Genomic DNA, 20,393 nt, shown 5'->3' with positions numbered 1-20,393 from the left:
CTCTTACCCGAGGCAGTCCGCCGCCGTCGTCAGCTCCGCGGACATGTTGCTTTCCATCATCTTGCATGCCGCCGCGCCGAGTTCTTCGTCGATGTGGGCGACGGCATCCGTGGGAATGACGACCTGGAAATGGCGCACATAGGCATCCAGTGCGCTGTAGAGGATGCACTGCTCGGTGACTTGTCCGGTCAGGACCAGCCGTTCGGTGCCCAGGCGATTGAGCAGATACGCCAGCGGCGTCGAATAGAAGGCGCTGTGGCGGACCTTGGTCAGCAACCGGCTGTCCTTCGCCGGCACGATCGGCTCCACCAGCTCGGGGCGCGCGCCGTGGCATGCGGATTCGACGAGGTCGGCGAACTCGGCGGTGAAGTCGCCGTAGTTGTCATTGACGTAAATCAGGTCTACGTCGTCGGATTCGCGCGCGCGGCGCACCACATCGGTCAGCGGGTCGATGATCTTTTCGACATTGGGTATCAGGAGATCAGCGTCGGGATGCTGATAGCTGTTCATCATGTCGACCACCAAGACAGCGGTATCACTCATGTCGAGGTGATACCCGGCGCATGCTTGTTAACACGGATCGGGCGACAATGGGAGGGCGATGGACTTCTACAACAGCTACCGCCAGGGATTTGTCCGGGTTGCCGCGTGCACGCACCACACCACGATCGGCGATCCGGCGGCCAATGCGGCCTCGGTGTTGCGATTGGCCGCCCAGTGTCACGACGAGGGCGTCGCGCTGGCCGTCTTCCCGGAGCTGACGCTGTCCGGGTACTCCATCGAGGACATCGTCCTACAGGATCTGTTGCTCGACGATGTCGAAACCGCGTTGGCCGACATCGTCGCCGCATCCAACGACCTGCTGCCGATCCTGGTGGTCGGCGCCCCGCTGCGCTACCGGCAGCGCATCTACAACACTGCCGTCGTCATCCACCGTGGCGTCGTGCTCGGGGTGGCGCCCAAGTCCTACCTGCCCACCTATCGCGAGTTCTACGAGCACCGCCAAATCGCGCCCGGCGACGACGAGCACGGCATCATCCGGATCGGCGAGTTCGAGGCGCCGTTTGGGCCCGATCTACTATTTGTGGCCTCCGATTACCCCGATTTCATCTTGCACGTCGAGATCTGCGAAGACATGTTCGTGCCGATTCCGCCCAGCGCGCAAGCGGCGCTGGCCGGTGCGACGGTGCTGGCCAACTTGTCCGGCAGCCCGATCACGATCGGGCGTGCAGAGGATCGTCGGCTGCTGGCTCGCTCGGCGTCGTCGCGATGCCTGGCCGCCTACGTCTATGCCGCCGCGGGCGAGGGTGAATCGACGACCGACCTGGCCTGGGACGGGCAGACGATGATCTTCGAAAACGGGGTGCTGCTCGCCGAATCCGAGCGCTTCCCCAAGGGAGAGCGACGTTCGGTCGCCGACGTCGACACCGAGCTGCTGCGCTCGGAGCGGCTACGCATGGGCACTTTCGACGACAACCGGCGTCATCACCGGCCCCTGACGGACACGTTTCGGCTCATCGAATTTCCGCTCGACCCGCCAACCGGCGACATCGGACTACGCAGAGCGATCGAGCGTTTTCCGTTCGTTCCCGCCGACCCGCAACGGCTGCAACAGGATTGCTACGAGGCCTACAACATCCAGGTCTCCGGGCTCGAACAGCGGCTGCGTGCGCTGAACTATCCCAAGGTCGTCATCGGGATTTCCGGCGGTCTGGACTCCACCCACGCGCTGATCGTTGCCGCGCGGGCGATGGATCGCGAAAACCGGCCGCGCAGCGACATTCTGGCGTTCACCCTGCCAGGGTTTGCGACGGGTGAGCGCACCAAACGCAACGCGATCGAGCTGTGCCGCGCACTCGGAGTGACCTTCGCCGAGATCGACATCCGCGATACCGCGGCGCTGATGCTCAAGGAGATGGATCACCCGTTCTCCCGCGGCGAGAGCGTCTACGACGTGACCTTCGAAAACGTCCAGGCCGGATTGCGCACCGACTACTTGTTCCGGCTGGCCAATCAGCGTGGCGGGATCGTGCTGGGCACCGGCGATCTCTCCGAGCTGGGCCTGGGCTGGTCCACCTACGGCGTCGGTGACCAGATGTCGCACTACAACGTCAACGCCGGCGTGCCGAAAACACTGATACAGCATCTGATCCGCTGGGTCATCTCGTCGGAACAGTTCGAGTCCGACGTCGACGCGGTGCTGCAGTCGGTGCTCGACACCGAGATCACTCCCGAACTCGTCCCCACCGGCGAGGAGGAAGAACTGCAGAGCAGCGAGGCCAAGGTCGGGCCTTATGCCCTGCAAGACTTTTCGTTATTCCATGTACTGCGCTATGGGTTCCGGCCTTCGAAGATCGCGTTTCTGGCCTGGCATGCCTGGACCGATCCCGAGCGGGGCAACTGGCCGCCCGGATTCCCGGAGGACAAGCGACCGTCCTATCAGCTCAAGGAGATCCGGCACTGGCTGCAGATCTTCGTGCAGCGGTTCTACTCATTCAGTCAGTTCAAACGCTCGGCATTGCCCAACGGCCCCAAGGTGTCCCACGGCGGCGCGCTGTCGCCGCGCGGAGACTGGCGCGCCCCGTCGGACATGTCCGCGCGCATCTGGCTCGACGAGATCGACCGTGAGGTTCCCGAGGACTAGGCGGCTCGAAGCCCGCCCGGAATGACCGAGCGGGCCCGAGCTGTGGGGCTATGCCCGCGCGCGGCGCCAGCCCTGGTATTGCAGCTCGGCGAAGAGCAGGGTGTAAATGCCGGATGCCAAGGTGAGAACCACACCGGTGGTGCTCAGCGGGAAGACATCGGCGAGCACGAGCGCGACGGCGGCCACCGTGAAGAGCAGGTTGCCGAGCACGACGGCCATGCCGGCGCGGCGCACCGACGGCAGTGCGGCCAGCCAGAGCACCAGCACGCCGTAACCAATCAGGAAGCCGGCCATGCCGTACTCGAACGCCTTGGTGGTGCCGGAGGCCTGGGCCAGGTATCCGGCCAGCGGGACGCCGGCCAGGCCGACCAGGCCGCTGATGGCGGCGTCGGCGCGCATCGCGAGGCGAAGCAATCCGTCGTGGGTACCTGTGCGATCAAGAGTGGTGGCGGACATGACGTTCCTTTCTGGTTGGTTACCGACGCCATCGACGTTGCCCGCAAAGCACTGCCAGATCGACGCCAGGCGCTGCCAGTTACTGCCAACCGCAGCTCAGCCTTAGTCCGGCGGCCGCTGACGCCTAGCGCTCGTAGGTGCCAGTGAGTGTGCCGCGGGCCAGTACATGCCCGGCCATTGCCGCGAAGAGAGCCCTTGCCGTACTGACGTTTTCCGCAATCGGCCAATCGATCGCCAACACATGGAAGCGGTAGCGATGCGCTCCGTGGCCGGGAATCGGACGCGGGCCGGCATAGCCGCGGTGACCCAAATCCGCGCGGATGAACCGGACCCCAGCGGTTCCCGGCTGCAGCGCGTCCGCCGCGACTCGGTCAAGCGGCGGTTCGATCAGCGCGATGGTGTGCAGCAGCGGGCGGGGCAACGGAACATCGATGTCGTCGATGATGAGCACCGTCTGCCGGGTCCCGGGCGGCAGCCCGTCCCAGCGCAGCGGCGGCGAGGCGTTCTCACCCACACCCTTTCCCGCACTGGACGACGGCATCGCGGCACCGTCGGCGAACGCCGTACTGGTGACCGTGATGGATTCGGGCGCAGCAAAATCAGCACCGCACAACGGGCCTCGGTGTGCACCGGCACGCACACCCCGCAGCAGCCGGCCAAGTAGCGCCATCAAGCACCGCTTCCGGCGCCTCGCATGGCGACCGCGCTGGAACGCAGCACGTCGCCGAGTTCGGCGGGCAGATAACCCTGCGCCGCCAGTCGGGGCATGACGCCGCCGCTCTCAATGATCTCGAGAATCAGGGTGGGCAGCCTCGCAACCGTGCCCGATTCTCCGGTGCTGTCATTGCGCCAGGTGCCTTCGGTCAGGTTGAAGGTTCCGGTATCGCCCTCGGTGAACACGGCGGTGGCGCCCGGCACGGTGATCGCAGGCAGTCCGGCGTTCACGGCATTGCGGAAGAACAGCGAATTGAATTCCTCGGCCACCAGCCCGGCGACACCGAGTTCAGTGAACAGAGCAGCCACCGGGCGCGACGAGCCCATCCCGAAGTTCTTGCCGGCCAGTACGATATCGCCCGGAGAAACCTGATCGGTCCAACCCGGCCGGACCTCGGAGAAGATGTGCTTGGCCGCTTCGGGAGGATCCATTTTCATTGCGAAGGCCGGGTACATCGCGTCGGTGTTGAGGTTGTCCCCGAACACCCACACCTTGCCGGAAAAACTCACCGCCATGCCGCCACACTCCTCGGGTCGGTGATGTAACCGGTGATCGCCGACGCGGCAACGGTCGCCGGAGAGGCCATGAAAATTTCCGCCTCGGTGCTGCCCATGCGTCCGGTGAAGTTGCGGGTGCTGGAGGTGATGCACACTTCGCCGGGGCCGATGACGCCCATGTGGTAACCGAAACAGGCGCCGCACGTCGAGTTGGTGACAACACCCCCCGCGTCGGCGATGTCCTGCAGGTAACCCAGCCGCATGGCCTCCCGGTACACCGACTGGGAGGCAGGCGTGACGAGCAGCCGCACCCCTGGGGCAACGGTCTTGCCGCGCAACACTTGTGCCGCGATCTCGAGGTCCTCGAGTTGACCGTTCGCGCACGACCCGATGAACGCCTGGTCCACTTTCTGCCGGCCCAGCTGTGACACGGGTAGCCCGTTGCGGCTGACTGTGCCGGGCCGCGCCACATAGGGTTGCAGCGCGGACAGGTCGATATGCCGTACATCGTGGTAGGTAGCGTCGGGATCCGGTGCGGCAGAGGTATACCCGGTGACGTTGGTGTCGTCGAGGAATCCGGCCAGCACGTCGTCGGCTTCGAAGGTGCTGAAATCGGCCGACACCTCCGCACCCTGGGTCGCGATGGTGCGTCGATCGTGCATCGGAATGCCGCCCAGGCCGGGGCCGCCGAATTCCAGGTTGAGGTTGGCGGCTTCGCCGTATTTGTCGGCGATGTACAAGAAGATGTCCTTGCCGCTCACCGTGTGTGGCTTGTTGCCTTCGAGTTCGTAACGGACGGTCGGCGTGACTTGGAACCATGTGGTGCCGGTGCACATGATCGAGTAGATCTCGGCGGGACCGAGTCCGCGGGCCGCGGTGTTATAAGCACCCGCCGCGCAGGTGTGAGAGTCGGTGCAGGCCAAGATTTCTCCAGGTCGGGCCAGGCCATTCTCGGCGATGACCTGATGGCAGATGCCGTGGCGTCCGACATCGTAGAAGCGTTCGATGCCGAAGTCGGCGACGAATCTGCGGGCATGCGGACCGCCTGCAGCGTCCTTGATGGTCGGTGCGGGCACGGCGTGGTCCATCACGACGGCCAGTTTGTCGGGGTCGTGAATCCTGTTGGGCTGGACCCACATCGTCGCGAATTGCAGATCGATCAGCACGGTCATATCGACGTCCACGACCACGGTATCGCCCGGCGCCACCGAGTCCAGGCCAGCTTTGCGCGCGAAGATCTTTTCGATGATGGTCATGCCCATGAGGCATCCTTACCTGTGTACTTCGTGTCGAGCTCCAGCCACTCTGACATGCCGACCAGGTTGAAGAAATCGGCGGGGCTGGTGGGCAGCTGGGTGGCCACGTCGCTGCCGTTGAGTTGACAAAGGCTGTGCAGCATCCCGAATGTCGCTTGCATCAGCGGGTTGCTCGGGTGGATCGCGATCGCGTAGCCCAACTCCTGCAACCGGGACGCAGACTCCAGTGGGGTCAGCCCGCCGAGCACCATATTGATCAGCAGGGGAGCATCGACCTCGCGCGCGATGCGCTCGACCTCCTGCTCGTCCTGTGGTGCTTCGACGAAGATGATGTCCGCTCCCGCTTCGGCATAACGATTCGCCCGCTCGATCGCGACGTCCAGCCCCAGCGGGCCGCGGGCGTCGGTGCGAGCCACGACGAGCAGGTTGTCGTCTGACCTGGCGTCCAGCGCGGCCCTCAGCGTCTGCTCGAACACTGCGGCATCGACGACCTGCTTGTCGGGCAAATGGCCGCAACGCTTCGGAAAAACCTGGTCTTCCAATTGAATTGCGGCCGCTCCGGCCGCCTCATAGCAGCGCACGGTGCGCACTACGTTCATCGGTGCGCCGTAACCGGTGTCGGCGTCGGCGATCAGCGGAATGTCGCCCAGTGCGCCGGCGACCATCCGGACCCGGTCGGCCATCTCGGTCGCGGTGACCAACCCGATGTCGGGCAGGCCGAAGCCGGACGCCGCGACACCCGCCCCGGTCAGGTACGCGGCCACATGTCCGGTGCGTTTGGTCAACTGTGCTGAGATACCGTCGAAAACCCCTGGCGCGACGATGAGCTGACGTGCATCCAACAGGTCTCGCAGCCGTTGACGGGCCGGTGTGCTGGCCATGGCCGTCCTTTCAGTCCAGGGCGCCCGCGACAGGCGCGCCGAGCAGGTCAATCAGTTCGTCGATGTCGTCCAGGTTTTCCAGACCGACCACCGCCCGCTCGATGGCATCGGTGCGTTGCCGGCTCGTCACCCGATCGGCGAGGGAATGAAACTTCGCGACGAGTTCGTCGTTGGTGACCGGATCGGTGGGCGCGCCGTGCGGCAGGTCGACGCGGGCACGGTGCACCGCGCCGTCTCGCGTGGTGACCGTGACATCGGTCCGGAACCGCTCGGTGATCGGCGCGTTGGTCAGCGATTCATCGAGGTGTACCGAGGTATTGGAGATCAGCGACCAGATGTCGTCGGAGTCCAGCCGCGCAGCGGTGAACTGCTCGGCCAGCACGTTGCCGTCCAGCAATGCCACGGCGGTGGCGTAACCGATATTCATCTGTGCGCCGATCGGCGTGAGCGGACGTTGCGGAGGCCACCAGCCGTGCTTGTAGACCGTCTCACCGACGGTGATGTCTACTGTCGAGATATCCTCCGGCGCAATCGAACTCCGCAATCGCCGCGCCGCATCGATCGCCCCGTGCAGACCGCCCATTGCGGCGTAGGACTTGACCATGATGAAGGTGGTCTCCCAGCGCTGGCCGAGCTGACCGGTTAGCTGAGCGGCATCCGGATCGTGGCCTTCGCCGAAAACGGCGAGGAATCCGCCATATTCGCGCTCGAACACCCGCTTGATGCCGGTATAGCCGGCGGCCGCAAGCCCGGCGGCGTAGAAGCCGTTGCGGGCGGCCAAGCCATGGTGCATGCGCTTACTCATCGCCTCGTACTGCGCGGCCATCAGCCCGGCGGACTGGGTGCCGGCCAGGCCTAGGGCGTCCTCGAGCTGGGCAGGCGGCAGACCGCGCAGCTTGCCCGACGCCATGGCCGCCGAATGGGTGCCGAAGACCGGGCCCGAGTGCCAGCCACGGTCGAGCATCTGCGTTCCGTGCAATGTGTAGCCCACGCGCGGACCCACTTCGAACCCAGCGACCGCCCCGAGCAGGAACTCGGCACCCGTGGTCCGACGCGGCCGAACCGACGCCTTCGACAGCAATGCCTGAATCAGCAGCGAGCAGCTGTGCATCGGGGCCAGTGGATGGAAGTCATCAAGCTCGAAACCCTGGATGAAGGTGCCGTTGAGCACCGCGGCCGCGGGTGCTCCGGTGGTATGACCGGTGCCGATCACCACGGTGTCGCCGGCACCCTCCAGCCCCAGCACCGCGTCGGTCGCGACCCGCGACCAGGGCAGCTGCGCACCGACCAGTGCGCAACCCAAGCCGTCGAGCAGGAGATATTTCGCCCGTTCAAGCACGTCCGGGGGGACGTCGTCGAGCGTGAGGTCCGCGACCCAGGTGGCCAGTTGCCCGGTCGGGCCCGCCGGATCGCTGGCTGCGTGCTGCTGAACCGCGGTCATCGGGACTCCCCACCATCGATCAGTTGTTATAGGCATATAACAACCGATGCTCGGGCGCAAGGGGGACGGTGTGGGAGCATGGCGACCATGCAGGGGGCCCAAGCAGAAGGCGGTCCGGTGTCCGCCGGCGCCGGTGTGCCGCTGCACCGGCAACTGTTTTTGGTGTTGCACGACGAGATCGACCGCGGCGTGCTGGCCGCCGGCGACGCGTTGCCGACCGAGCAGACGCTGTGCGATCAATTCGGGGTTTCGCGCATCACGGTTCGCCGCGCCCTGGCGGACCTGGCCGACCAGGGATACATCGAGCGTCGGCAGGGCGTCGGTTCGTTCGTGCGGGAGCACGCGGCGGCCGACCTGCCCGCGGCCGGCGGCTCCTACATGGACGGCCTGCGGCAGGCCCAGTTCGAGACCGAGGTGGATGTGCGCGAGTACGACTCGCACCGGCGCCCGCCACGTCCCGTCGCCGACGCGCTCGAGACCTCCGCGGAGCTGCTGCACATCGTGCGGGTGCGCCGCCAGCGCCGGACTGGCGAGCCATTGATGGTCACCGAAGCCTGGCTGCCAAACACATTGGCGGACAAGTTGACCGAGTCCGCGATGCGGCGCGAACCGCTCTACAAGCTGCTGGCCGATGTCGGCGTCGTGGTGGAGCGGATGCGCCACGAGATCACCGCCGAGATCGCGGGCCCACGCTACGCCCGCCTGATCGACACCGCGATCGGCACGGCGCTGCTACGGGTCAACCGGCTCGCATTCGTGGCGAACCTGCCGCATCACTACCTGTCGATCCTGTTGTCGCCGAGCCGCAGTCGCGTGCTGATGAGTCAGTCGGCCGTCGAGCTGGAAACGGGCGACGGCCTGGCGATCGCCCACGATGTGCGGCGGGACTGGCGCTAACGAATCAGTCCGACCCCCGGGACGAAGCGGCCGACGGTGGCGGCGTAGTCCCGGTACGCATCGCCGTGGGCTCGCAACAAGTGCGGCTCCTCGACACGGCGTACCTGTAGCTCGACGGAGGCGACGAGCAGGATAAATCCGGCACAGGCAACGACATTCGGGGTTACCAACGCGATCCCGAAGCCAAAGGTGAACATCGCGGTATAGATCGGGTTGCGCACCTTCCCGAACACGCCGGTGTGCACCAGCGTCGTCGTTTCCTTTTCGTCCACCCCGATCCGCCAGGAATCGCCCATCTCGAGCTGCGCGTACACCGTGGCGGCGATGCCGAGAATCGCGACCACGATCCCGACGTATTGGATCCATCCGGCCCTCAGCGCATGTAACGGCTCAACGACGTTGCAGAGCTGCAGGATTGGAGCGCTCGCCGCTACCGCGAGTGCGATGGCGAATCCGGCGCCGGCGACCCATTCCGTCACCCCGCCGCGGATGCCGCGAAAGCCGGTGGATCCGGTGCGGCGATACTGCAGCCAACTGCGCCAACCGAATCCGAACACCCCGAAAGCGGCAAAGAGCGTCACGGCGACGACGGCGACGTCGTCCATCACGTGGGCCCGGACATTGCCGCGGCGATGGCGCCGGCATCCGGAGCGCAGTCACCGGCTCCGGGCACCAGTGTCGACAGCGCGGCCGCGGTGCAAGCCCGCTCCAAGGCCGCCAATCGGTCGGCCCGCGAACCCGGGTCCCGCGGCCAGCTCGCTGCCAGCACTCCCGCAAAGACATCACCGGCACCGGTGGTGTCCACCGCGTGGACTGTGGGTGCGGGTACCCAGAGCTCGTCGTCAGGGCTGACGTAGCGAGCGCCGCGGGCACCAAACGTGGTCACCAAATGATTTGGCCGCCAGGGTAATTCCTCGGTTTCGTTCTCGTTGGCGATCACCACGTCCGCGAGATCCGTCAGTTGGGCGAGCGCGCTTCGCACCTGGTGGCACGGCGAAGCGTTGACGATGACGACCGCACCCGCCGTCTTGGCTTCGCGTGCCGCCGCCACCGCGGTGGCGATCGGAATCTCCAACTGGGTTAACAACACATCGCTGTCGGTGATCACCCGGGCGGCCGCCGTACTCGCGGTGAGCTGTCCGTTGGCCCCCGGCGCCACCACGATGGTGTTCTCGGCGTCGGCATCCACCACGATGATCGCCGTGCCGCTGGGACCCGGGACGGTCACGGTCGCGTCCAGCCCAACACCGTTGGCCACCAGATGTGCCCACAAGCTCGCGGCCGCGTCGTCGTCGCCGAGCGCCCCGACGAATTGCACGTGCGCCCCCGCGCGTGCCGCGGCCACGGCCTGGTTGCCGCCTTTGCCGCCGGGCGCGTAACTCAATGACGACGCGAGCACCGTCTCGCCCGGGCGGGGAAGCGCGGCGACGTCGCAGGTGATGTCCATGTTCACGCTGCCGACGACGCAGACCCGGGCCATCTGTTCAACGTTAGTCGCGTGTTGCTTGTCATTCGACGGCAATCGCATGCCTCAAACGCCAATTTTGTGATGTCCGCGCGCTAGTGTGCTGCGTGAACAGCGCCTCGTTGGGAAGAAGGAAGCCAGTGACATCGAGTGAGCTGACCGACGCCGCATCGGCCACCGAAACCCTCCCGGCCCAAGAGGCAGTGACCCAAGACGGTGCGTCTCGCACGACTCGCAGGTTTCGCCGGCGGCGTTTCCTGCGGGTAGGCATCCAGTCCAAGCTGTTGATGACTCTGTTGATCTGCAGCATCTTTTCGGTGGCCGTCGTTGGCCTCATCGGGGCTCTCACCGGCCGCAGCGCGCTACGCCAAGTCGAGGCCGAACGGCTGACCGAGCTGCGCGAATCTCAGAAGAGGCAACTGGAATCGCTGTTCAAGCAGATGACGAACTCCCTCATCGTCTACAGCGGCGGGTTCAGCATTGTTCAGGCGATGGACGCGTTCTCCGCCGGCTTCAACCAATTGGGCAACGCGACGATCAGCCCCGCGCAGCAGCAGTCGCTGGTCAACTACTACGACAACGAGATGATCAAACCGATCAAACGCATCACCGGCGACACGATCGATATCAATGCCGTGATGCCGAGTACCAACGCGCAGAAGTACCTTCAGGCGAACTACACCGCGCCGCCCAGGACCAGTGCTGACGGGCTGCCGGTGGTGGACGCGGGCGACGGCAGTGCGTGGTCGGCGGCTAACGCGCGATTCGACTTCTACATGCGCGGCATCGTCACTCGTTTCGACTATCGAGACGTGCTGTTGCTCGACAACGGCGGCAATGTCGTCTACTCCGTGGCCAAGGGTCCCGACCTGGGCACCAACATATTCACCGGACCCTATCGCGAATCCAATCTGCGCGATGCCTATCAAAAAGCCTTGCGTTCCAACGATGTCGACTTCGTCTGGATCACCGACTTCCAGACGTATCAACCGGCGCTGGATGCTCCCACCGGTTGGGTGGTGTCGCCGATCGGCATGAACGGCAAGATCGACGGCGTAATGGCTTGGCCGCTGCCAACTCCGAAGATCAACCGGATCATGACCGCGGACAAACAATGGCAAGCCGCCGGCATGGGCCCGTCGACCGAATCGTATTTGGTGGGTCCTGACGGCCTGATGCGCTCCGATTCCCGGATATTCCTCGAGGATCCGGAGGAATATCGTAAGGAGGCCATCGCGGCCGGAACCCCGCCCGACGTGGCGAACCGGGCGATTCAGTTGGGGACGACGATCCTCGTGCAGCCGGCGCAAACCTCAGGCTTTCGTGCCGCCCAACGCGGTCAGACCGGAACCGTCACCGGCACCGACTACACGGGCAATAGCGAGATGGAGGCCTTTACCCCGTTCAACGTGCCCAATTCCGATCTGCACTGGTCGATCTTGGTGACGCGCGACGACTCGGATGCTTTTGCGCGGCTGGGCAGATTCAGCCAAACACTGGTCGTCGGTGTCGCGTCGATGATCTTCGTCGTGTGTGTCGCCTCGATGCTGCTCGCCCAGATCATGCTGCGGCCCGTCCGGCGGCTACAGGCCGGTACCCAGAAGATCAGCTCCGGCGACTATGAAGTCAATATCCCGGTCACCTCGCGCGACGAAATCGGGGACCTCACCCAGGCTTTCAACGAGATGAGCCGCAACCTAGCGATCAAGGACGAACTGCTCAACGAGCAGCGCAAAGAAAACGACCGCCTGCTGCTGGCACTGATGCCGGAGTCGGTGGCGCAACGCTATCGCGAGGGTCAGGAGACCATCGCCGAAAAGCACCAGGACGTGGCCATCATCTACGCCGATATCGTTGGCCTGGATGAGATTTCGATCGAGATGTCCGGCGACGAACTGGTGGGCATCGTCGATGATCTGTTCCGCCAGTTCGACGCGGCAGCCGAAGCCCTCGGCGTCGAACGGATTCGCACCTTCCACAACGGTTACCTCGCCAGCTGCGGGGTCGTGACGCCGCGGCTGGACAGCATCTACCGAAGCCTTGACTTCGCGCTGGAGATGCGTCAGATCATCGATCGGTTCAACAGCCAGAGCTCACACGAGCTGAAGCTGCGAGTCGGCATCAACACCGGCAACGTGATCAGCGGACTGGTGGGACGATCAAGTCTCGTCTACGACATGTGGGGCGGCGCGGTGAGCCTGGCATACCAAATGCACAGTGGTGCACCGCAACCCGGCATCTACGTAACCTCGAGTGTGTACGAGGCTATGCGGGACGCCCGGCAATTCACGCCGACCGGCACGATTTCGGTCGGCGGCAAAGATCAGGCGATCTACCGGCTGTCGGAGCGGTAATGAACGCATTTCATTCGACGTGGTTCTACTGGGCCGTCGGCGTCGCGATCGGATTCCCGGTCATGCTGATCCTGCTGACCGAGCTGCACCACGCACTGCTGCGCCGACACAATCGCCTGGCCCGCCAGGTGAGCCTGCTCCGCAATTTCGTGCTGCCGCTGGGCGCGCTGTTGGTGCTGCTGGTCAACGCCGCACAGGTCTCGGCCGGAGACGGTCTGGTACGCATCCTGTCCACGCTTTTCGGCTTCCTGGTGCTGGTCATGTTGCTGTCCGGGCTCAACGCGACCGTATTCGAGGGCGCACCGCAAAACAGCTGGCGTAAACGACTGCCCACGATTTTCCTCGACGTGGCCCGGTTCGCGCTGATCGGCGCCGGCCTGGCCGTCATCTTGTCCGTCATTTGGGGTGTCCGGATCGGCGGTCTGTTCACCGCGTTGGGGGTGACGTCGGTCGTCCTCGGTTTGATGCTGCAGAACTCCGTCGGCCAGATCGTGTCCGGCCTGTTCATGCTGTTCGAGCAGCCCTTCCGCATCGACGACTGGCTGGACGCATCCAACGAGCGCGGCCGCGTCGTCGAGGTCAACTGGCGGGCCGTGCACATTCAAACCGGCAGCGGGATTCGGGTCGTGCCGAACTCGATGCTGGCCAGTACCTCGTTCACGAACCTCAGCCGCCCGCCCGGCACCCACAAGCTGTCGATCAAGACGACGTTTGCGGCCGCGGACCCGCCCGATCGGGTCTGCGCAATGCTGACGCGTGTCGCGAGCGAGCTGCCGCAGCTCAAGACCGGCAGCGTTCCCCGGTCTGTTCCCGTCGGCCAGGGCGAGTACGCGACCAGCCTCGGGCTGAATTCGCCCGCTGAGGATGGTGCCGCGCGATCGACCTTTCTGCGCTGGATCTGGTACGCGGCCCGGCGCGAAGAACTGCACCTCGACGACGCCGACGACGACTACTCGACCAGGGAACGGGTCGAAGACGCGTTGCGATCCGTGGTGGCACCGGCATTGCGGCTCAGCGTTGCCGATCAGCAGGCGCTGCATTCCTCCGCGCGAATCGTCCTGTACGGCGCGGACGAGGTCGTCGAATACGCGGGACAGGTGCCGGCGGGGATGACTTTCGTGATCGCCGGGCGGGTACAGATGATGGCCACGGCCGAGGACGGGTCGGTCGTCCCGATCAGCACGCTGGAGGCGGGCTCCTTCCTGGGCCTGACCGCGCTCACCCGTCAACCCAACCTCGCCAGCGCGTATGCGCTGGAAGAGGTCACCGCCCTGATCATCGACCGCGATCACCTCGAGCACCTGGTCATGCGTGAACCGTTGCTGCTGCAGGACTTTGGCAACATCCTGGAAGAACGGCAGAGCAAGGTGCGGCAAGCCGAACGTGGTGAGCGCGTCGGTTGAGCCCGGTCGCCACCCAGGCCGCCTTACTTGGCCAGCTCAAGCCCGATACCCTGGATCAATGAGTCTGCAAGCACCGTCGCGTCCTGACTTGCGTCAGGAGGTTCACAACGCCGCCCGCCGCGCCCGCGCCGCGTCCCGCGTGCTGGCGTTGTTGCCGACGGTTGCCAAGGACCAGGCGCTGCAGTCCGCCGCGGCGGCGATCGTGGCCGACACCCCCCAGATCCTGGCGGCAAACGCCGAGGATCTGAAGGCCGCCCGGGCTGCCGGGACGTCGAACGCGATGCTCGACCGGTTGGCGTTGGACACTACGCGTGTGGAGGGAATCGCCGCAGGTGTGCGCCAGGTCGCGGGCCTGCCCGACCCGGTCGGCGAGGTGCTGCGCGGCTACACCTTGCCCAACGGGCTGCAGCTGCGCCAGCAGCGGGTTCCGCTCGGCGTGATCGGCATGATCTACGAGGGCCGGCCCAATGTCACCGTCGACGCGTTCGGGCTGGCGCTCAAGTCCGGCAATGCCGTGCTGCTGCGCGGCAGTTCGTCGGCGGCGCGATCCAACCAGGCGCTGGTCGAGGCGTTGCGGGCGTCGCTGGTCAGCGAGGACTTGCCCGCCGATGCCGTCCAGTTGCTCTCGGCCGACGACCGATCCACGGTCACCCACTTGATCCAGGCGCGCGGCCTGGTCGACGTGGTGATCCCGCGCGGGGGAGCGAGCCTGATCGACGCGGTGGTCCGCGACGCTCAGGTGCCCACCATTGAGACCGGTGTCGGCAACTGCCACGTCTACGTGGACGGGGGCGCCGACCTGGATGTGGCGGAACGAGTCCTGCTGAACTCCAAGACTCGGCGGCCCAGCGTCTGCAACGCCGCCGAGACCCTGTTGGTGGACGCCGCGATCGCCGCAACCGCGGTGCCCCGGCTGGTGGGCGCCCTGCAAGATGCCGGCGTGACGGTGCACCTGGATCCGGACGAGGACAACTTGCGTCGCGAGTACCTGTCGATGGACATCGCGGTGGCGGTGGTCGACGGCGTCGACGCCGCGATCGCCCACATCAACGAATACGGCACCGGGCACACCGAAGCCATCGTGACCACCAATATGGCTGCGGCCCAACGATTTTCCGACGGCGTCGATGCGGCCGCCGTGATGGTCAACGCATCGACATCGTTTACCGATGGCGAGCAATTCGGCTTCGGTGCCGAGATCGGCATCTCGACGCAGAAGCTGCATGCCCGCGGTCCGATGGGCCTGCCCGAACTGACCTCGACAAAATGGATCGCATGGGGTGACGGCCAGATTCGGCCAGCCTGACCCGATCTAGTTTTAGGAGAATTGAGATTGTGAGCGTGCCCGCCCGGTCCACTCCGCTGTTCGCGGACATCAGCGACGTCTCACGACGGCTGGCCGAGACGGGTTACCTGCCCGACACGGCCACCGCGACCGCGGTGTTCCTCGCCGACCGGCTGGGCAAGCCGCTGCTGGTCGAGGGTCCCGCCGGCGTGGGCAAGACCGAGCTGGCGCGCGCCATCGCGCAGGCCACCGGCTCGGGTCTGGTTCGGCTGCAGTGCTATGAGGGCGTCGATGAGGCTCGCGCCCTGTACGAGTGGAACCACGCCAAGCAGATACTGCGCATTCAGGCCGGCTCTGGTGACTGGGACCAGACCAAGGACGACGTGTTCAGCGAGGAGTTCTTGCTACAGCGTCCGCTGCTGACCGCGATCCGGCGCACCGAACCGACGGTGCTGCTGATCGACGAGACCGACAAGGCCGACATCGAAATCGAGGGCCTGCTGCTCGAGGTGCTCTCCGACTTCGCGGTGACCGTGCCGGAACTGGGCACGATCACCGCCGAGCGAACGCCGTTGGTCGTGCTGACCTCCAACGCCACCCGTGAACTGTCCGAGGCGCTCAAGCGTCGCTGCCTGTTCCTGCACATCGACTTCCCGACCCCCGACCTGGAACGGCGCATCCTGTTGTCGCGGGTTCCCGAGTTGCCCGCGCATCTCGCCGAAGAGTTGGTGCGCATCATCGGCGTCATGCGCGGCATGCAGCTCAAGAAGGTGCCGTCCATCGCCGAGACCATCGACTGGGGCCGCACGCTGCTGGCGCTGGGGCTGGACACCATCGACGACGCGGTGGTTGCCCAGACGCTCGGCGTGGTCCTCAAACACCAATCCGACCAGCTACGCGCGGCCGGGGAACTCAGGCTCAACTGATGCCCCCGCGCCGTATCCGCCCCAAGCGGCCACTCGCTCCGCACGGGTTGCCGGGCCACTTGGTGGGATTCGTGGAAGCGCTTCGCGGAAGCGGGATTTCGGTGGGCCCGTCGGAGACGGTGGACGCCGGCCGGGTGATGGCCACCCTGGGTTTGAGTGATCGCGAGGTGCTGCGCGAAGGCATCGCGTGTGCGGTGCTGCGCCAGCCCGATCACCGCGACACCTACGACGCGATGTTCGACTTGTGGTTCCCCGCGGCGATGGGTGCGCGGGCGGTCGTCGTCGGAGACGACGATGGTGGCGGCCAAGACCACGACGTCCTGCCCGCCGACGACGTCGACGCGATGCGGCAGATGCTGCTCGATCTGCTGACCCAGAACGAAGATCTGGCCGACATGGACGAACGCCTCGTCGCGATGATCGCGCGAATCGTGGAGGCTTACGGCAAATACAGCTCCAGCCGCGGTCCCTCGTTCTCGTCGTATCAGGCGCTCAAGGCGATGGCACTGGACGAGCTGGAAGGCAAGCTGCTCGCCGGCCTGCTCGCGCCCTACGGCGACGAGCCGAGTCCCACGCAAGAGCAGATCGCCAAAGCCCTTGCCGCGCAACGGATCACCCAGCTACGCAAGCTGGTTGACGCCGAGACCAAGCGGCGCACGGCCGAGCAGCTGGGCCGCGATCACGTCCAGATGTACGGCATCCCGCAGCTTGCCGAGAATGTCGAATTCCTGCGGGCCTCCGGCGACCAGTTGCGCCAGATGCAGCGGACGGTGGCGCCACTGGCCCGCACCTTGGCGACCCGGCTAGCGGCGCGGCGGCGCCGTAGCCGGGCCGGGACGATCGACCTGCGCAAGACGCTGCGCAAGTCGATGTCCACCGGCGGCGTGCCAATCGATGTGGTGCTGGCCAAACCTCGTCCGGCCCGTCCCGAACTGGTCGTGCTGTGCGATGTGTCCGGTTCGGTGGCCGGCTTCAGTCACTTCACCCTGCTGCTGGTTCATGCGCTGCGCCAACAATTCTCGCGGGTTCGGGTGTTCGCCTTCATCGACACCACCGACGAGGTGACCCACATGTTCTCCCCGGATTGCGATCTGGCCGTGGCGATCCAGCGGATTACCCGCGAAGCCGGCGTCTACAGCCGCGACGGCCACTCCGACTACGGCAATGCGTTCGTCTCGTTCCTCCAAGCCAATCCGCATGTGTTGTCGCCGCGCAGCTCGCTGCTGGTGCTCGGCGACGGGCGCACCAACTACCGTGATCCAGCCATCGACGTGCTGTCCGATATGGTCAACGCCGCCCGGCATGCGCACTGGCTCAACCCCGAGCCCAGACACCTTTGGGGCAGCGGAGATTCGGCGGTACCACGCTACGAAGAAGTGATCACCATGCACGAATGCCGGTCCGCCAAGCAGCTCGCCACGGTGATCGACCAGCTACTGCCGGTCTGATCACGTCGTCTTCCGACAGACGAGCGCGGGCCAATGTCCACACCCGGGCGGCCGGCTGGTTGCCGAACGGCGACGGCCCGGTTTGGGTCAGGGACCCGGCTGGCGTGGCGGTCCCGGCAGTCACATGCGCCAGGGCTGGGCCCGTATGTGACCGCAGCGCGGCGACCGCCCGGCTCGAGCGGCCCGGTAAGCTGGCAAATCGTGCAAAAGCGCCGTCGCAGGCTGGGAGTGATGGGTGGGACATTCGACCCCATCCATTACGGGCACCTGGTCGCCGCCAGTGAGGTGGCCGACCTGTTCGACCTCGACGAAGTGGTGTTCGTGCCCAGCGGTCAGCCGTGGCAGAAAACCCGCAATGTCTCCGCCGCCGAGGACCGGTACCTGATGACGGTGATCGCCACCGCGTCCAACCCCCGGTTCTCGGTCAGCCGCGTCGACATCGACCGCGCCGGCCCCACCTACACCAAGGACACCTTGCAGGACCTGCACGCGCTCAACCCGGAGTCCGAGCTGTTCTTCATCACCGGAGCCGACGCCTTGTCGTCCATCCTGTCCTGGCAGGGCTGGGAAGTGGTGTTCGAGTTGGCGCGGTTCATCGGCGTCAGCAGGCCAGGTTACGAGCTGCGCCACGAACACATCACCGAGGTGCTCGGCGAGCTGGCCAAGGATGCGCTGACCCTGGTTGAGGTTCCGGCGCTGGCGATCTCGTCGACCGACTGCCGCCAGCGTGCCGCCCAGCGCCGCCCACTGTGGTACCTGATGCCCGACGGCGTGGTGCAATACGTCTCCAAACGCCGGCTCTACCGCGCCCCCGTCGAGGGAGAGGCCAAAGCGACGCTCGGCCCCACGCAGTCCAGCCTGTCGGCGGGGAACAACTCATGAGCGCCACGCAGGAAGCCATCGACATGGCGACGATCGCGGCGAACGCCGCGGCCTCGAAGCTCGCCAACGATGTTGTGGTGATCGATGTTTCGGGGCAACTGGTCATCACCGACTGCTTCGTCATCGCCTCGGCGTCCAACGAGCGGCAGGTCAACGCGATCGTCGACGAGGTCGAGGAGAGAATGCAGAAGGCCGGCTACAAACCCGCACGCCGCGAGGGTGCCCGGGAGGGACGCTGGACGCTGCTGGACTACCGCGACATCGTCGTGCACATTCAGCACCAGGACGACCGCAACTTCTACGCCCTCGACCGCCTGTGGGGTGACTGTCCGGTCATTCCCGTCGACTTGTCGGACGGTTCGCAGGATTCGGCGAGCGTGCAATGAGTATTCGTCGGCTGCTGATGTTGCGCCACGGGCAAACTGATTTCAATGCCGGCAGCCGGATGCAGGGGCAGCTGGATTCCGCGCTGACCGAACTGGGCCATGCGCAGGCGGCTGCCGCGGCCGAGGTGCTGGGCAAGATGCAGCCGCTGCTGATCGTGTCCTCCGATCTGCATCGCGCCTACGACACCGCCGTCAAGCTGGGGGAGCGGACCGGGCTGCGGGTACGGGTCGACGAGCGGCTGCGTGAGACGCACCTGGGTGAGTGGCAAGGCTTAACGCACACCGAGGTTGACGGACAGGCTCCCGGTGCCCGGCTCGCTTGGCGCGACGACGCCACCTGGGCACCGCACGGCGGGGAAAGCAGGGTCGACGTCGCCGCCCGCAGTGTGCCGCTGGTCGCCGAGCTGGTAGCCGGTGAACCGGAGTGGGGAAATGCGGACGAGCCGAGCCGGCCGGTGGTGCTGGTGGCCCACGGCGGTCTGATCGCGGCGTTATCGGCTGCGCTGCTGAAGCTTCCGGTCGCCGACTGGCCGGTCCTGGGCGGGATGGGCAACGCTAGCTGGGTGCAGCTCTCCGGCCACTCCCAGGAATCCGACGGCGAATTCGACAGCATCCGCTGGCGCCTCGACGTGTGGAACGCTTCGGCGCAGGTCTCCAACGATGTCCTCTGAGGTACGGCGCACGCTGCTGGTCTTCGCCGACTCGCTGGCCTACTACGGCCCCACCGGGGGATTGCCCGCTGACGATCCCAGGATCTGGCCGAATATTGTTGCTAACCAATTGGGTTGGGATGTCGAGTTGATCGGTCGGATCGGCTGGACGTGCCGCGACGTGTGGTGGGCCGCCACGCAGGACCCGCGGGCATGGGCGGCGCTGCCGCGAGCCGGCGCGGTGATCTTCGCGACCGGCGGGATGGATTCGCTGCCGTCGGTGTTGCCGACCGCGCTGCGCGAGCTGATCCGATATGTCCGGCCGCCGTGGTTGCGGCGCTGGGTGCGCGACGGCTACGGCTGGCTGCAGCCGCGCCTGTCACCGGTGGCCCGACCGGCGCTGCCTGCGCACTTGAGTGCGGAGTATCTCGAACAGACGCGCGGCGCAATCGATTTCAACCGGCCGGGTATCCCGATCGTCGCGTCGCTGCCGTCGGTGCACATCGCCGAAACCTATGGCAAGGCCCACCACGGCCGCGCCGGCACCGTGGCGGCGATCTCACAATGGGCGCAACAGCACGACATTCCGCTGGTCGATCTCAAAGCCGCCGTGGCTGAACAGGTGATGAATGGACGCGGCAATCCCGACGGCATCCACTGGAATTTCGAAGCCCACCAAGCCGTCGCGGAACTGATGCTCAAGGCGCTGGCCGAGGCCGGGGTGGCAACGATGCAGAGCGCGCAGCGCGATGAGGAGGCGCCGCCCAATCAGGCCGGAGTGTCCAACGAGAAGTCGCGCGGTTAACG

20 protein-coding genes are annotated in these 20,393 nt (G+C 65.8%); 11 read left to right on the top strand and 9 right to left on the bottom strand.

The genetic code is table 11. From position 1 onward, the window contains the following. Positions 1 to 3: 3 nt before the first annotated feature. The gene (locus AAHS21_RS13570) at positions 4 to 543 is read right to left on the bottom strand and encodes an isochorismatase family cysteine hydrolase (RefSeq protein ID WP_342928173.1); all 540 of its coding nucleotides are present in this window, start codon (positions 541 to 543) and stop codon (positions 4 to 6) included. Positions 544 to 601: 58 nt separating this feature from the next. Here AAHS21_RS13570 and AAHS21_RS13565 point away from each other — a divergent pair, with 58 nt between their 5' ends. After that, positions 602 to 2,644 (top strand): NAD(+) synthase, encoded by a 2,043-nt coding sequence (locus AAHS21_RS13565; RefSeq protein ID WP_342928172.1) that lies wholly within the window; start codon positions 602 to 604, stop codon positions 2,642 to 2,644. A gap of 48 nt (positions 2,645 to 2,692) precedes the next feature. Here AAHS21_RS13565 and AAHS21_RS13560 read toward each other — a convergent pair whose 3' ends face one another. The 6 genes from AAHS21_RS13560 to AAHS21_RS13535 all read right to left on the bottom strand — a co-directional run bounded on the left by AAHS21_RS13560 (position 2,693) and on the right by AAHS21_RS13535 (position 7,890). After that, positions 2,693 to 3,100, bottom strand: a complete 408-nt coding sequence (locus tag AAHS21_RS13560; protein ID WP_342928171.1) for a hypothetical protein — start codon at positions 3,098 to 3,100, stop codon at positions 2,693 to 2,695. A 124-nt stretch (positions 3,101 to 3,224) separates the two neighbouring features. Continuing rightward, on the bottom strand, positions 3,225 to 3,770 hold the full coding sequence (locus tag AAHS21_RS13555) for a YbhB/YbcL family Raf kinase inhibitor-like protein (RefSeq protein WP_342928170.1): 546 nt from the start codon (positions 3,768 to 3,770) through the stop codon (positions 3,225 to 3,227). Beyond that, the gene (locus tag AAHS21_RS13550) at positions 3,770 to 4,330 is read right to left on the bottom strand and encodes a 3-isopropylmalate dehydratase (RefSeq protein WP_342928169.1); all 561 of its coding nucleotides are present in this window, start codon (positions 4,328 to 4,330) and stop codon (positions 3,770 to 3,772) included. The genes AAHS21_RS13555 and AAHS21_RS13550 overlap by 1 nt, the downstream gene beginning before the upstream one ends. Beyond that, complete coding sequence (locus AAHS21_RS13545) at positions 4,321 to 5,574, bottom strand: aconitase/3-isopropylmalate dehydratase large subunit family protein (protein WP_342928168.1); 1,254 nt, start codon at positions 5,572 to 5,574, stop codon at positions 4,321 to 4,323. The genes AAHS21_RS13550 and AAHS21_RS13545 overlap by 10 nt, the downstream gene beginning before the upstream one ends. After that, on the bottom strand, positions 5,565 to 6,449 hold the full coding sequence (locus AAHS21_RS13540) for an isocitrate lyase/PEP mutase family protein (protein WP_342928167.1): 885 nt from the start codon (positions 6,447 to 6,449) through the stop codon (positions 5,565 to 5,567). Before AAHS21_RS13540 ends, AAHS21_RS13545 begins: the two co-directional genes overlap by 10 nt. Before the next feature lie 10 nt (positions 6,450 to 6,459). Then, on the bottom strand, positions 6,460 to 7,890 hold the full coding sequence (locus AAHS21_RS13535) for an MmgE/PrpD family protein (protein ID WP_342928166.1): 1,431 nt from the start codon (positions 7,888 to 7,890) through the stop codon (positions 6,460 to 6,462). A gap of 78 nt (positions 7,891 to 7,968) precedes the next feature. Here AAHS21_RS13535 and AAHS21_RS13530 point away from each other — a divergent pair, with 78 nt between their 5' ends. After that, entirely contained in the window at positions 7,969 to 8,787 is an 819-nt protein-coding gene (locus tag AAHS21_RS13530; protein ID WP_342928165.1) for a GntR family transcriptional regulator, read from the top strand. Here AAHS21_RS13530 and AAHS21_RS13525 read toward each other — a convergent pair. Continuing rightward, complete coding sequence (locus tag AAHS21_RS13525) at positions 8,784 to 9,392, bottom strand: isoprenylcysteine carboxylmethyltransferase family protein (RefSeq protein ID WP_342928230.1); 609 nt, start codon at positions 9,390 to 9,392, stop codon at positions 8,784 to 8,786. The genes AAHS21_RS13530 and AAHS21_RS13525 overlap by 4 nt on opposite strands. Further along, positions 9,392 to 10,267, bottom strand: a complete 876-nt coding sequence (locus AAHS21_RS13520) for a ribokinase (protein ID WP_342928164.1) — start codon at positions 10,265 to 10,267, stop codon at positions 9,392 to 9,394. Before AAHS21_RS13520 ends, AAHS21_RS13525 begins: the two co-directional genes overlap by 1 nt. 125 nt (positions 10,268 to 10,392) lie before the next feature. Between AAHS21_RS13520 and AAHS21_RS13515 the strand changes: the two genes are divergently transcribed. From AAHS21_RS13515 to octT, 9 genes are all read left to right on the top strand, one after another. Continuing rightward, positions 10,393 to 12,606, top strand: a complete 2,214-nt coding sequence (locus AAHS21_RS13515) for an adenylate/guanylate cyclase domain-containing protein (protein ID WP_342928163.1) — start codon at positions 10,393 to 10,395, stop codon at positions 12,604 to 12,606. Beyond that, a complete protein-coding gene (locus tag AAHS21_RS13510; protein ID WP_342928162.1) occupies positions 12,606 to 14,009 on the top strand; it encodes a mechanosensitive ion channel family protein in 1,404 nt (467 codons plus the stop codon). Before AAHS21_RS13515 ends, AAHS21_RS13510 begins: the two co-directional genes overlap by 1 nt. Before the next feature lie 58 nt (positions 14,010 to 14,067). Then, complete coding sequence (locus AAHS21_RS13505; RefSeq protein ID WP_342928161.1) at positions 14,068 to 15,315, top strand: glutamate-5-semialdehyde dehydrogenase; 1,248 nt, start codon at positions 14,068 to 14,070, stop codon at positions 15,313 to 15,315. Between the two features lie 29 nt (positions 15,316 to 15,344). After that, complete coding sequence (locus AAHS21_RS13500) at positions 15,345 to 16,220, top strand: MoxR family ATPase (RefSeq protein WP_342928160.1); 876 nt, start codon at positions 15,345 to 15,347, stop codon at positions 16,218 to 16,220. Further along, positions 16,220 to 17,668 (top strand): VWA domain-containing protein, encoded by a 1,449-nt coding sequence (locus AAHS21_RS13495; protein WP_342928159.1) that lies wholly within the window; start codon positions 16,220 to 16,222, stop codon positions 17,666 to 17,668. The genes AAHS21_RS13500 and AAHS21_RS13495 overlap by 1 nt, the downstream gene beginning before the upstream one ends. A gap of 201 nt (positions 17,669 to 17,869) precedes the next feature. Further along, positions 17,870 to 18,550, top strand: a complete 681-nt coding sequence (gene nadD, locus AAHS21_RS13490; RefSeq protein ID WP_342928158.1) for a nicotinate-nucleotide adenylyltransferase — start codon at positions 17,870 to 17,872, stop codon at positions 18,548 to 18,550. Further along, the gene (gene rsfS / locus AAHS21_RS13485; protein WP_342928157.1) at positions 18,547 to 18,936 is read left to right on the top strand and encodes a ribosome silencing factor; all 390 of its coding nucleotides are present in this window, start codon (positions 18,547 to 18,549) and stop codon (positions 18,934 to 18,936) included. The genes nadD and rsfS overlap by 4 nt, the downstream gene beginning before the upstream one ends. Further along, positions 18,933 to 19,607 carry a glucosyl-3-phosphoglycerate phosphatase gene (gene gpgP, locus AAHS21_RS13480; protein ID WP_342928156.1) on the top strand — a complete coding sequence of 225 codons (675 nt, stop codon included), beginning with the start codon at positions 18,933 to 18,935 and terminating at the stop codon, positions 19,605 to 19,607. The genes rsfS and gpgP overlap by 4 nt, the downstream gene beginning before the upstream one ends. Continuing rightward, on the top strand, positions 19,597 to 20,391 hold the full coding sequence (gene octT, locus AAHS21_RS13475) for a diglucosylglycerate octanoyltransferase (RefSeq protein WP_342928155.1): 795 nt from the start codon (positions 19,597 to 19,599) through the stop codon (positions 20,389 to 20,391). Before gpgP ends, octT begins: the two co-directional genes overlap by 11 nt. Positions 20,392 to 20,393: the final 2 nt, after the last annotated feature.

It is taken from the genome of Mycobacterium sp. 050272, assembly GCF_039023525.1.
Taxonomy (GTDB): domain Bacteria; phylum Actinomycetota; class Actinomycetes; order Mycobacteriales; family Mycobacteriaceae; genus Mycobacterium.
Note: the sequence above shows the minus strand (reverse complement) of the source record. Positions and strands in the feature narration are given on the sequence as shown.